This is a genomic window from Serratia sp. SA088 (assembly GCF_049065515.1).
Taxonomy (GTDB): domain Bacteria; phylum Pseudomonadota; class Gammaproteobacteria; order Enterobacterales; family Enterobacteriaceae; genus Serratia; species Serratia nematodiphila.
This window is the reverse complement of the sequence record NZ_JBAKGW010000005.1, coordinates 151,506-164,431: the sequence shown is the minus strand read 5'-3', so window position 1 is coordinate 164,431 and position 12,926 is coordinate 151,506. Positions and strand designations below refer to the sequence as shown.

11 protein-coding genes are annotated in these 12,926 nt (G+C 61.7%); 6 read left to right on the top strand and 5 right to left on the bottom strand.

Features of this window, described 5'->3' with window-relative positions; translation table 11 throughout:
* The first annotated feature begins 40 nt into the window (after positions 1 to 40).
* Positions 41 to 937, top strand: a complete 897-nt coding sequence (locus ACOWVD_RS14610) for a LysR substrate-binding domain-containing protein (RefSeq protein WP_015379080.1) — start codon at positions 41 to 43, stop codon at positions 935 to 937.
* An 8-nt stretch (positions 938 to 945) separates the two neighbouring features.
* On the opposite strand, the gene ACOWVD_RS14605 is transcribed toward ACOWVD_RS14610, so the two are convergent.
* Positions 946 to 1,254: a putative quinol monooxygenase gene (locus tag ACOWVD_RS14605; protein WP_004937258.1), complete on the bottom strand. Its 309-nt coding sequence runs from the start codon at positions 1,252 to 1,254 to the stop codon at positions 946 to 948.
* A 33-nt stretch (positions 1,255 to 1,287) separates the two neighbouring features.
* Positions 1,288 to 1,869 (bottom strand): NAD(P)H-dependent oxidoreductase, encoded by a 582-nt coding sequence (locus tag ACOWVD_RS14600; protein WP_197798895.1) that lies wholly within the window; start codon positions 1,867 to 1,869, stop codon positions 1,288 to 1,290.
* A 325-nt stretch (positions 1,870 to 2,194) separates the two neighbouring features.
* Between ACOWVD_RS14600 and parC the strand changes: the two genes are divergently transcribed.
* The 3 genes from parC (at position 2,195) to ftsP (ending at position 6,997) form a co-directional block, all read left to right on the top strand.
* Complete coding sequence (gene parC / locus ACOWVD_RS14595; protein WP_004937261.1) at positions 2,195 to 4,468, top strand: DNA topoisomerase IV subunit A; 2,274 nt, start codon at positions 2,195 to 2,197, stop codon at positions 4,466 to 4,468.
* A gap of 246 nt (positions 4,469 to 4,714) precedes the next feature.
* Positions 4,715 to 5,449 carry a 1-acylglycerol-3-phosphate O-acyltransferase gene (locus ACOWVD_RS14590; protein ID WP_004937266.1) on the top strand — a complete coding sequence of 245 codons (735 nt, stop codon included), beginning with the start codon at positions 4,715 to 4,717 and terminating at the stop codon, positions 5,447 to 5,449.
* Between the two features lie 132 nt (positions 5,450 to 5,581).
* A complete protein-coding gene (gene ftsP / locus ACOWVD_RS14585) occupies positions 5,582 to 6,997 on the top strand; it encodes a cell division protein FtsP (RefSeq protein ID WP_049241517.1) in 1,416 nt (471 codons plus the stop codon).
* 17 nt (positions 6,998 to 7,014) lie between these two features.
* On the opposite strand, the gene ACOWVD_RS14580 is transcribed toward ftsP, so the two are convergent.
* Positions 7,015 to 7,926, bottom strand: coding sequence for a LysR family transcriptional regulator (locus tag ACOWVD_RS14580; protein ID WP_197763836.1), 912 nt, complete (start codon positions 7,924 to 7,926; stop codon positions 7,015 to 7,017).
* Between the two features lie 137 nt (positions 7,927 to 8,063).
* Here ACOWVD_RS14580 and xapA point away from each other — a divergent pair, with 137 nt between their 5' ends.
* Both xapA and ACOWVD_RS14570 read left to right on the top strand, forming a co-directional pair.
* The gene (gene xapA, locus ACOWVD_RS14575; protein WP_197763837.1) at positions 8,064 to 8,885 is read left to right on the top strand and encodes a xanthosine phosphorylase; all 822 of its coding nucleotides are present in this window, start codon (positions 8,064 to 8,066) and stop codon (positions 8,883 to 8,885) included.
* An 81-nt stretch (positions 8,886 to 8,966) separates the two neighbouring features.
* A complete protein-coding gene (locus tag ACOWVD_RS14570; protein WP_049241560.1) occupies positions 8,967 to 10,217 on the top strand; it encodes a nucleoside permease in 1,251 nt (416 codons plus the stop codon).
* 34 nt (positions 10,218 to 10,251) lie between these two features.
* Here the strand turns inward: ACOWVD_RS14570 and ACOWVD_RS14565 are convergent, their stop codons facing one another.
* Positions 10,252 to 11,184 (bottom strand): PfkB family carbohydrate kinase, encoded by a 933-nt coding sequence (locus tag ACOWVD_RS14565; RefSeq protein WP_049241521.1) that lies wholly within the window; start codon positions 11,182 to 11,184, stop codon positions 10,252 to 10,254.
* Entirely contained in the window at positions 11,181 to 12,578 is a 1,398-nt protein-coding gene (locus ACOWVD_RS14560) for a purine-cytosine permease family protein (RefSeq protein WP_421105640.1), read from the bottom strand. Before ACOWVD_RS14560 ends, ACOWVD_RS14565 begins: the two co-directional genes overlap by 4 nt.
* Between the last annotated feature and the right edge of the window lie 348 nt (positions 12,579 to 12,926).

The window sequence follows — 12,926 nt, the reverse complement described above, 5'->3', positions numbered from 1 at the left end:
AGGGCGTTCATGCGGCGCCCGATAACCTGGGCCGGAATGCATGAAGATCACGCTCGAAGAATTGCTGGCGTTCACCTCGGTGGTCGACAGCGGTTCTATCACCGCCGCCGCCGATCGGCTCGGCCAGACAACATCCGGCATCAGCCGCGCGCTCAGCCGCCTGGAGAATAAGCTCGATACCACCCTGATGCGCCGCACGACGCGTCGTTTGGAGCTGACCGAAGAGGGGCTGAGCTTCCTGAACCATGCGCGTACGATCATCAGCTCGGTGGAAAATGCCGAAGAGCAAATGGCGGTGCGCCGGCAAATGCCCGCCGGGCGGCTGCGGATCAATGCGGCCGCACCTTTTATGGAGCACGTCATCGTGCCGCTGGTGGCGGGATTCAGAGAACGTTATCCGCAAATTTCGCTCGAGCTGAACACCGACAACCTGATTATCGATCTGCTGGAAAAACGCACGGATATCGCCATTCGCATCGGGGCGTTGCGTGATTCGACCATTCATGCGCGCGCGCTGGGAGCCAGCCGGCTGCGCATCCTCGCCAGCCCGGCTTATCTGCAGCAGCACGGCACGCCACAGAGCGTGGAGGAGTTGCATCGGCATTGTCTGCTCGGTTTTACCCAGCCGGAGTCGCTGAACCAGTGGCCGTTGCGCTATCGCCAGGCGCCGCATTTCGCCATCACGCCGACGATCTCTGCGTCCAGCGGTGAAACGCTGCGGCAATTGGCGCTGCAGGGCGAGGGGATCGTACAGCTGGCAGACTTTATGACCCGTCGCGATCGGGAAGCCGGCAAGTTGGTGACGTTGCTGGAGCAGGAGACGCTGGACGTGCGCCAGCCGATCAACGCGGTGTATTACCGCAATACGCAATTGGCGGCACGCATCACCTGTTTTCTTGACTACGTCAGCGCGCACATCGACGCGCAGACGTTATAAGGCGGAGCTTACAGGGCGTTTTCCAGGATGTAGATCTCGGTGTCCAGCACGCTGTCCTTGATGGTCTCGCGGTGTTTGAGCATGTGCTCAATGGCCAGGTGTTTTTCCAGATGCGCCATGCTTTCCCATTTCTCCAGCATGAACACCGAATCCGGCGACCGTTTCTGCCAGGGGGCCTGGGTATTGCTGTCGACCATCGGCGTATATTCGCCGCAGCCGTCTTCCGCCAGCACCAGCGGCACCAGTTTTTCAATGGCTTGCAGTACGGTGGCGCGGTGGCCGGGTTTCACTTTGATTTCTGCGATTACGGTGATCATGTCTGCCTCGTTGATGAGAATTTTCCGCGTCAGTTAAGCAAAAATTTTCGCCAAATGCTCGCGATAACGTGCGATGTCCGCTTCGATATCCGGTTGTTTTATCACGTTATTGCAGATAAAGGTCGGCAGCGTTTCCATTCCCAGGAACTGGTTGGCCTTGTGGAAGTGCAGGTAAACGCCGTCGACGCCGACGCCGTGGAAGAACTGATCGGGATCGGTGAAGGCCTCCATCGGGGCGTTCCAGGTCAAGCTCAGCAGGTATTTTTTGCCCTGGATCAGGCCGCCGGAGCCATATTTTTTGCTTTCGTCAGAACGAGAGCGACCGTCGTTGGCATACAGGCTGCCGTGACCGGCGGTGAACACTTCATCGATGTATTTTTTCAGGATCCAAGGTTCGCCCATCCACCAGCCCGGCATCTGATAGATGACCGCGTCGGCCCACAGGTATTTCTGTACTTCGGCTTCGATGTCATAGCCGTCGTCGACCACGGTGACCTGCACATCGTGCTGCAGATCGCGCAGGAAGCTTTCCGCCACGTCGCTCAGGGTTTGGTTGAGTTCGCCGTTGGAATGGCCGAATTGTTTTTTAGCGTTGATAATCAGGATATTGCTCATCTTTCGCGGCTCCCGTCAGTGTTAAGATATGGCATGCTTCCCGCGGAAAAGGCGGAAACCATCTCGCTGGTGACGAGTGTAATCGTGAGTCAGGCAAGTAAAAATGCGATCCAGCGCACAACAGTGTTGACTGCCAGTCAATAAAGAGGCCGCCAGGTAGCGAAATTTTGCATAAACCGCATCGCGCAATCGGCCGTCGCCGGCGATCCTTGCGCCAACTGTGACAGCTACCCCGCAGATGGGTTACTATCGCGGGCAGAATCGACAAGCGATGCCTTTTGTCGTCCAAGGGATTGCCAAGCCACGGTCTGAGGATAATTGAGTAATGAGTGATCTGACTCATGACGGTGTAGAGCGTTTACCGCTGCACACATTCACTGAAAACGCCTATCTGAACTATTCCATGTACGTCATCATGGATCGGGCGTTGCCGTACATTGGCGACGGTTTGAAGCCGGTACAACGCCGCATCATCTACGCCATGTCTGAGCTGGGGCTGACCAACAGCGCCAAATTCAAGAAATCCGCCCGCACCGTGGGCGACGTGCTGGGTAAGTATCACCCGCACGGCGACAGCGCGTGTTATGAAGCCATGGTGCTGATGGCGCAGCCGTTCTCGTATCGCTATCCGCTGGTGGACGGCCAGGGGAACTGGGGTGCGCCGGACGATCCCAAGTCGTTCGCGGCGATGCGTTATACCGAATCGCGCCTGTCCAAATACGCCGAGGTCTTGCTGGCCGAACTGGGCCAGGGCACGGTCGACTGGATCCCGAACTTTGACGGCACGCTGCAAGAGCCGAAGATGCTGCCGGCGCGTCTGCCGAACATCCTGCTGAACGGCACCACCGGCATCGCGGTCGGCATGGCGACCGACATTCCGCCGCACAACGTGCGCGAGGTCGCCGCTGCGGCGGTGGCGCTGCTCGACAAGCCGGGCGCCTCGCTCGATGACCTGCTCGAGTTCGTGCAGGGGCCGGACTTCCCGACCGAAGCCGAGATCATTACCCCGCGCGATGAAATTCGCAAAATTTACCAGAGCGGCCGCGGCTCGGTGCGCATGCGCGCCGTGTGGAAGAAAGAGGACGGCAGCGCGGTGATTACCGCCTTGCCGCATCAGGTCTCCGGCGCCAAGGTGCTGGAGCAGATCGCCAGCCAGATGCGCGCCAAGAAGCTGCCGATGGTCGAGGATCTGCGCGATGAATCCGACCACGAAAACCCGACGCGTCTGGTGATCGTGCCGCGTTCCAACCGCATCGATCTGGAGCAGGTGATGAATCACCTGTTCGCCACCACCGATCTGGAACGCAGCTACCGCATCAACATGAACATGATCGGTCTGGACAACCGCCCGCAGGTGAAAGGGCTGGTGGAGATCCTCACCGAGTGGCTGGCCTATCGTCGCGATACGGTGCGCCGCCGCCTGAACTACCGCCTCGAGAAGGTGCTCAAGCGTTTGCATATCCTCGAAGGTTTGCTGGTGGCGTTCCTCAATATCGACGAGGTGATCCACATCATCCGCAGCGAGGATGAGCCGAAGCCGGTGCTGATGCAGCGTTTCGGCATCTCCGATACCCAGGCGGAAGCGATCCTCGAGCTGAAACTGCGTCATCTGGCCAAGCTGGAAGAGGTCAAGATCCGCGGTGAGCAGGACGAGCTGGCGAAAGAACGCGATCAACTGCAGGCGCTGCTGGCGTCCGAGCGCAAGCTGAATACGCTGATTAAGAAAGAGATCCAGGCCGACGCGCAAACCTACGGCGACGATCGCCGTTCGCCGCTGACCGAGCGTGCGGAAGCCAAGGCGATGAGCGAGCACGACTTCGTGCCGTCCGAGCCGGTGACCATCGTGCTGTCGGAAATGGGCTGGGTGCGCAGCGCCAAGGGCCACGACATCGATCCGACAGGGTTGAGCTACAAGGCCGGCGACAGCTTCCGCGGCGCGGCGCGCGGCAAGAGCAACCAGCCGGTGGTGTTCATCGACTCTACCGGGCGCAGCTATGCGCTCGATCCGATGACGCTGCCTTCGGCGCGCGGGCAGGGCGAGCCGCTGACCGGCAAGCTGACGCCGCCGCCGGGCGCCACCATCGAGCAGGTGCTGATGGCGGCCGACGATCAGAAACTGCTGATGGCTTCCGACGCCGGTTACGGTTTCGTTTGCACCTTCAACGATCTGGTGGCGCGCAACCGCGCCGGCAAGGTGATGATCACGCTGCCGGACAACGCCAGAGCGCTGCCGCCGATGGAGATCCACGGCGCAGACGATATGCTGCTGTCGATTACCGCCGCCGGGCGCATGCTGATGTTCCCGGTCGCCGATCTGCCGCAGCTGTCGAAGGGCAAGGGCAACAAGATCGTCTCCATTCCGGCGGCGCAGGCCGCCGCCGGTGAAGACAAGCTGGCCTGGCTGTTCGTGCTGCCGCCGCAGGCCTCCGTCACGCTGCACGTCGGCAAACGCAAGCTGACGCTGCGTCCGGAAGATCTGCAGAAGTTCCGTGCGGAGCGCGGCCGTAAGGGCACCCAGTTGCCGCGCGGCCTGCAGCGCATCGATCGCGTGGAAGTGGATGCGCCGGTGCGGGCGTCGGGCGGCGACAGCGAAGAGTAAGCGTTGGCGCCGGCGTTAACGGGCGGTCGCAGCGAGCTGTGGCCGCCTTATTTATTTTTGCTGGCGTTTATTTTCCAAATAGTTAACATTTCTGCGCATAAAATTATTGTGCGTACTGCCGCCTGGCAGGAAAATAGCGAGAAATGCAGGCGACATCGGCGTGCTTACCGCCTGGCCGGCAAATAATGAGTAAAGGAATCTGCGCAGCGAAGTAAACTGCGTTGGCAGTGTGCTAATGAGGTTGTTATGTTATTGATTTTGCGTGCCGTTCTCGCCACTCTTTTCTGTATTCTGGTGTGTATTTTCGGTTCTGTTTATTGCTTGTTCAGTCCGCGCAACCCTCGCCATGTGGCGACCTTCGGCCATCTTTTCGGCCGCCTGTCGACGCTGTTCGGCATCAAGGTTGAAACCCGCGTGCCGGCCGATGCGGCCAACAATGGCAACTGCATCTATATCGCCAACCACCAAAATAACTACGACATGGTGACGGCCTCCAATATCGTGCAGCCGCGCACCGTGACCGTCGGTAAAAAAAGTCTGGTGTGGATCCCGTTTTTCGGCCCGCTGTATTGGCTGACCGGTAATCTGCTGATAGATCGTGATAATCGCGCCAAGGCGCACGGCACCATCGCCCAGGTGGCGGAGCAGTTCAAAAAGAAAGATATTTCGATCTGGATGTTCCCGGAAGGGACCCGCAGCCGCGGTCGTGGGCTGATGCCGTTTAAAACCGGCGCGTTCCACGCGGCCATCGCCGCCGGCGTGCCGATTGTGCCGATCTGCGTATCGACCACCAGCGGTAATATAAATCTTAATCGCTGGAATAACGGTCATGTGATCGTCGAGATGTTGGCGCCGGTGGATACCAGCAAATACGGCAAAGAAAACGTGCGTGAGCTGGCGGCCCATTGCCGCGAGCTGATGGAGGCGAAAATCGCCGAATTGGACGCCGAAGTCGCCCAGCGCAACGCCGCCAAAAAATAAGAGTCTACCGGCTTCAAAGAATAGGATTTTAATTGGCGTTCAGCGCCGTTAACGCCTGAACGCCTGCTAATCTTGATTGGCGGGCGTTTGGGTTTTGCACACGGTTTAGTTATTGCTTTTCATGGAGAAAATATGTCACTCAGTCGACGTCAGTTTTTACAGGCATCGGGCCTGGCGCTGTGCGCGGGCGCCGTGCCGCTGAGGGCTGAGGCGAGCGGAACGCAGACCCCGTTACCCATTCCCCCGCTGCTGGAGTCTCGCCGCGGTCAGCCGCTGTTCCTGACCTTGCAGCGCGCCCATTGGGCGTTTATGGATAACCGCAAAGCGGCGGTGTGGGGCATCAACGGCATGTACCTGGGGCCGACGGTGCGGGTTTACAGCGGTGACGACGTCAAACTGATCTACAGCAACCGCCTGCAGGAGCCGGTAGCGATGACCGTCAGCGGTCTGCAGGTGCCAGGCACGCTGATGGGCGGCGCGCCGCGCATGATGTCGCCTAACGTCGACTGGTCGCCGGTGCTGCCCATTCGTCAGGCGGCGGCCACCTGCTGGTACCACGCCAACACGCCGAACCGTATGGCGCCGCACGTTTACAACGGGCTGGCCGGGCTGTGGCTGGTGGAAGATGCCGTCAGCAAAGCGCTGCCGCTGCCCAACCACTATGGCGTCGACGATTTCCCGCTGATCATTCAGGACAAACGCTTCGATAACTTCGGCACACCGCAATACGATGCACCGTCGCAGGGCGGTTTCGTCGGCGATACGCTGTTGGTCAACGGCGTGCAAAACCCGTATGTCGACGTGTCGCGCGGCTGGGTGCGTCTGCGCCTGCTTAACGCCTCCAACGCGCGCCGCTATACCCTGCAGCTCAGCGACGGGCGGCCGTTCAACGTGATTGCCAGCGATCAGGGCTTCCTGCCTGCGCCGGTCGCGGTGCAGCAGCTGTCGTTGGCGCCTGGCGAACGCCGGGAAGTGCTGATCGACATGTCGAAGGGCGAGGAGGTGACCATCACCGCCGGTGAAGCGGCGGGCATCATGGATCGCCTGCGCGGCCTGTTCGAGCCGTCGAGCATTCTGGTGTCCACCCAGGTGCTGACGCTGCGCCCGACCGGCCTGCTGCCGCTGGTGACCGACAACCTGCCGATGCGCCTGCTGGCGGATCAGCTGTTGGACGGCAGCGCCAGCCGCACCCGCGATTTCCGCCTGGGCGACGGCGGCGTCGGCATCAACGGCGCGATTTGGGACATGAACCGCATCGACGTACAGGCGCAGCAAGGCACCTGGGAACGCTGGAACATTCACGCGGATACGCCGCAGGCGTTCCATATTCAGGGCGTGCAGTTCCTGATCAAACGCGTCAACGGCGCGCAGCCGATGGCGGAAGATCGCGGCTGGAAGGACACCGTCTGGGTCGATGGCGACGTCGAGCTGCTGGTGTATTTCAACCAACCTACCTCCGAACACTTCCCGTTCCTGTATTACAGCCAGACGCTGGAGATGGCCGATCGCGGCACCGCCGGCCAGCTGATGGTGCAGCAGACGATGTAATCTGCGCTGTGGGCCGCTTACGGCGCCCGCAGCATTTCCAGGAAGGCCTGCACCACCGGCGTGACGCTGTCGGTGCGATACACCGCGTACAGATCCGCCGGCGGCGCCTGTTGCAGCGAGCAAAAGCGTACGCCGGGCCACGGGATGCGGCCGTAGCTGTCCGGCAGCAGCGTGATGCCGCAGCCTTCCGCCACCAGCGCCAGCAGGGTCTGCGGTTCGTTGACCTGATAAGCGACGTCCGGCAAAAATCCCTGCTGCAGACACAGATTGTGCAGATACAGCCCCAGGCTGGCCTCATGCGGCGGCAGCACGATGAAGCTGTCGTTCTGCAGCGCCGCCAGCGGGATGTTTTCCTGCCGCGCCAGCGGATGATCGAGCGGCAGCACCACGGCGATGCTCTCGCTTGCCAACCGTTGGCAGGTTAACCCCGGCAGCGTCTGCTGCTGCGCCTCTCGCCAGACCCCGATGTCGATATGCCGCTTTTGCAGCGCGGCGATTTGCTGGCTGGGCGTCAGCTCGTTCAACGACCAGGTGACGCCGGCGCTCCGCTCGCTGAACCGCCGCAGCGCCGCGATCAGGCCGCCCCAGGCCGAGGTGCCGACCATGCCGACCACCATGTGGCCGCCTTCGCCACGCCCCATCTGTTGCACCTGATGCAATGCGCTGTCGGCCTGATCCAGCAGCCGCTCGACGTTGCGCAGCAGCGTGCGGCCGGCCGGCGTCAGCGTCATGGAGCGGGTAGTGCGTTTGAACAGCACCACCCCGAGCTGGCTCTCCAGCTCCTTGATGTGCTTGCTGAGCGGCGGCTGTGACATATTCAGCCGCCGCGCCGCCTGGGTGAAGTTCATCTCTTCCGCCACCACGCGGAAATAGTGCAGCAGGCGGAAGTTAATCCGGCCGGGATCGGGCAGGGCATGGGGCGGATTCATACGGGGTATCGCCTCCTTGTGACGCAGCTCAACTTATAGGTAAATGGAATAAATCGGCCGCCAAGAATGTATTGGTCTCGGCCGCGCCTCGCTCTCTACTATGGGGCTTATTATCCCCCGCTGAAAGAGAGAATACGATGTTTAATCAAGAAGATGCTTTTATCTGCGCCGATGTCGTCCGCGCACGCCTGCCGGGTTTCCAGCCGAAAGCGGCCTTGATTCTCGGCTCCGGGCTCGGCGCCCTGGCGGAGGTGATGACCGAAACCGTCACCCTCGATTACGCGGAGCTGCCGGGCTTCCCGGTGAGCGGCGTCGCCGGCCACGCCGGGCAACTGGTCGCCGGCAAGCTGGAGGGCGTGCCGGTATTGTGCATGAAAGGGCGCGGTCATTTCTATGAAGGGCGTGGCATGCAGGTGATGACCACCGCAGTGCGCACCTTCAAACTGCTGGGCTGCGAATTCCTGCTGGCGACCAACGCCGCCGGTTCGCTGCGCCGTTCGGTGGCGCCGGGCAGCCTGGTGGCCATTACCGATCACATCAATTTCATGCCGGAATCACCGCTGGTCGGCGCCAACGACGATCGCTTCGGGCCGCGCTTCTTCAGCCTGGCGAACGCCTACGATCGCGATCTGCGCGCCCGGCTGGCGGCGGTGGCCGAAAGCGCGGGCATCCCGCTGGCGGAAGGGGTATTCGCCGCCTACACCGGGCCGAACTTCGAAACGCCGGCGGAGATCCGCATGATGCAGACCCTGGGCTGCGACGTAGTGGGGATGTCGATCGTGCCGGAGGTCCTGACGGCGCGCCACTGTGGCCTCAAGGTGCTGGTGGTGTCCGCGATGACCAACTACGCCGAAGGGCTGTCGGATACGCCTCTTTCTCACGAACAAACGCTCAGCTGCGCGGCGCTGGCGGCGGACGATTTCATGCGCCTGATCCGCGAGCTGTTCAAAACGCTGTAACACCGCAAGCAAACCGGCGGCGGGCTGCAGGGGGCCCGCCGCACCAATCATCGTTGAAAGCATAATAACAAGGTGATGGCGATGGCGATAAAAACACGATTGAAGGTAATGATTTTCCTGCAGTTCTTTATCTGGGGCGCCTGGCTGGTGACGCTGGGCTCCTACATGATCAACACGCTGCATTTCAGCGGCATGCAGGTGGGGATGGTCTACAGCGCCAAGGGCATTGCGGCGCTGATCATGCCGGGCCTGGCGGGCATCATCGCCGACCGGTGGATGAAGGCCAACTATCTGTATGCGCTTTGCCACCTGCTCGGGGCGCTGGCGCTGTACTGCGCGGCGCAGGTCGAGCAACCGATGCTGATGTTCTGGGTGATGCTGTTCAATGCCATGGTCTATATGCCGACCATCGCGCTCTCCAACGCCATTTCCTATTTTTGCCTCGAAAAGCACGGCTTTGACACGGTGAGGGACTTTCCGCCGGTGCGGGTGTACGGCACCGTGGGGTTCATTCTGGCGATGTGGTTGGTCGGTTTCAGCCGCATCGAGCTCAGCAATCTGCAGCTGTATCTGGCATCTGCGGCGTCACTGCTGCTGTCCGCCTATTCGCTGACGCTGCCGCGCTGCCCGACCAACCGCGCGGCCGAGTCGAAGAGCTGGGTGAGCGTGTTGGGGCTGGATGCGCTGGTGTTGTTCCGCCAGCGGCGCATGGCGCTGTTTTTCCTGTTCGCCATGTTGCTTGGTGCGGCGCTGCAGATAACCAATACCTTCGGCAACCCGTTCCTGCACGATCTGTCGCTCAATCCGCTGTATCAGGACAGCCTCAGCGTCCGGTATCCGGCGGTGCTGCTGTCGCTCTCGCAGATCTCTGAAGTGTTCTTTATCCTCACCATACCCTTCTTCCTGCGCCGTTACGGCATCAAGCAGGTGATGCTGATCAGCATGGCGGCCTGGACGCTGCGCTTTCTGTTCCTGGCGTACGGCACGCCGGTCGGCTTTGGTTTCGTGCTGCTGTTGCTGTCGATGATTGTCTACGGCTGTGCGTTCGACTTCTTTAATATCTCCGGCGCCATCTTCGTCGAGAAGGAGGCCGATCACCGCATCCGCGCCAGCGCGCAGGGGCTGTTCATGACCATGGTGAACGGTTTGGGCGCCTATCTGGGGGCGCTCGCCAGCGGTGAGGTGGTGGACTTCTTCAGCCATGACGGCGTGAAAGACTGGCAGAGCATCTGGCTGGTGTTTGCGCTGTATACGCTGGTGCTGGGGATTGTGTTCGCGCTGAGCTTCAACTATCGCCACCGGCCGCAGGAGAACGCGGCGGCGGCGCAGTGAGGCAGAGGGCGCGGCTTTGCTGCGCCCTGAAACGTCAGGCCTGCGGGAAGCGCTGTTGCAGCTGCTGCCGGTCCGGCGGATTGGCGGCACCGAGGCTGGCCACCACGCAAGCGGCGACCCGGTTGGCCAGATCGACCGCCCGCGGCAGCGGCCAGCCGGCGGACAGGCCTGCCAGCAAACCGGCGCAGTGGGCATCGCCCGCGCCGATGGTGTCAACGACCTCTACCGGATAGGCCGGAACGTGCAGCGGCGGTGTGCGGCCGTCGCAGATCCATGCGCCGTCGCGATCCAGGCGGCAAATCAGCGTCAGATTACGCGCGGCGGCATAGCGCTGTGCGGCCTCCACGGCGTCGCCGGCGCCGCACAGCGTGGCCACTTCGTCGCGGTTAAGCGTCAGCAGGGTGTGGCTGTCGCTGAGCATGGCGAAGAAATCTTCGCTGAGCTGGGCGATGCGCGGGCCGGGATCGATCAGGCGCGGTTGGTCGAACGGCATGCGCGTCAGCCACTCGCGCAGCGCTTCGCCGTTTTCGCCGGCCAGCTCGTAGCCGCTGGCGTAGATCAGCGTGTGTTCCGTCAGCGGCAGGGTCGCCAGCTGCGCTTTATTCCATTGGCTTTCGCAACCGGAAACCGTGATAAAGGTGCGTTCGCCGTCCGGTTCCACCAGCGCTAGGCACCAGCCGTTGTCCATCTGACCGTGGCGCAACAGCACCTCCAGCCCCAGTTCGCCCATGGCGGCTTCGATCGCCGCGCCCCATTCGCCGTTGCCGACCGGCATACCGTTGATCACCGGAACTTCAAGGCGCGTCAGCGCGCGCGCTACGTTGAACGCGCAGCCGCCGATTTGCCGCGCCTGCGGCTGGGCTTCGATATCTTCGCCGCTGGTCGGCAGGCGGGGCAGCGTCATCACCAGATCGCCGACCGCGCCCCCCATCACCAGGACAGGTGTTACAGCTTCCCACTCATTCATTGATGTTCTCTGCGTTGGGTCAGGTACAGACCGTAAGCGATCAGACTAACCGCAAACGACACAAACAGCCCCAGGCTGGAGTCGGCGAACAAGCCTTTGGCCAGCGGGCCGTCGATAAAACCGGTTTTGGTGACCAGCAGGCCGCACAGGGCGCCGAGGAACCAGCAGAACAGCGGGGCTTTGCGCACGCCGCGGTTCTGGCCATGCAGGCCGTACAAAGCGTTGCCATCATACCCGTGGCGGCGGCGCAGGCACAGGTAATCGAGCAGGAAAATCGCCTCCCAGGCCGCCAGGAACACCCCGCAGAACACCAGGAAGGAGATGAACGGCCCCATGAAATCCCCGGAGATGAACAGGACATACAGGGCGATGCCCAGCACCACCACGGCGTCGATCGATACCGCCAGCCACTGTTTGACCTGCACGCCGATGGTCAGCAGGTTAAGGCTGGCGGAATACAGGCTGAGCACTGCGATGGTGACGATGCCGGCGGTGGCGGCCAGCAGATAAGGGATGGCCATCCAGGCGGGCAGCACCGAGCCTATCAGCGCGATGGGGTTGGCGGCGCTGGCCAGATCGGGGAGCTGCACGGAAAGCAGAATACCGGCCAGCATCAGCAGCATCAGCGGCAAACAGGCACCGCCCATCACCGCGGCGAAAATGCCTTTGCTCGACGAGCTCGGGCTTTGATAGCGGCTGTAATCGGCGCCGGCGATTGCCCAGCTGATGCCGGTGCCGGCGGCGATCACCGATACCGCCGGCAGGAAACCGGTCAGCCAGCTGCCGGATGGCAGCGCCAGCACCTGGCTCCACTCGGTATTGAACAGGATATAGAGCACCACGATCAGCGTCATGGTGCCAAAGATGCGGCTGAACCAGCTTTGCATCCAGATCACGGTATTTTGCCCCAGCAGGCTGACGACGACAGTGAGCCCGCCGAACAGCAGCAGGCTGAGCGCGGTCAGCAGGTGGCTGGTTCCCAGTCCGAAGGCCTCGAACAGCGCCGCCAGCGTCAGGGTGCCGGTGATCACGTTGACCGCTTCCCAGCCCATCAGGTTGATCCAACTGAACAGGGTGGGCGCCACGTTGCCCTTCAGCCCGAAAATCACTCGCGAGAGCGTCAGCGTAGAGGTACGCCCACGCTTGCCGGCGAAGCTGGTGAGGCCGACCAGCACGAAGCTGGCGACGCCGACCAGCGCGGCGAGTACCGATTGCAGAAAGGATAAGCCGAAGCCGACGATGATGGCGCCGTACACCACGCCGAGAATACCGATATTGGCCGCCGACCAGATCCAAAACAGCTCGATGGGCTTACCGGTCTGTTCCGCGTCCGGCACCCGGTCGATACCGGTGCTTTCTACCTTCCATGCTTCATTGCGATTGATATCGGTCATAGCAAATGATCCCTGTTGCGCAGGGCCGCGAGGGCCGCCGCAGTTGACTGAAAATCGATTCCGTTGGCGCGGTTGAGGCCGGCTATCCCGTTGTCGGTGAAGACGCCGATTCCGCGCAGTGTGTAGCGGCTGATGCCGCCGGGTCTGTCAAAATGAGGGCGGTATCCGCCTTATCGGGTGAGGCACGTCGGCCGCACGGCGCCAATGAGTGTAGTCAAAGAGTGGGTCTGCAGCGGGGTTTGGCGAAGCGGGAACCTTTCTATTTGCCGACATCGATCCGGTTCGCCCACCGCGAGGGGATCCTGTGATGTGGCGATGAGCAGTGAGCAGGCTATCCATTAGCTACGT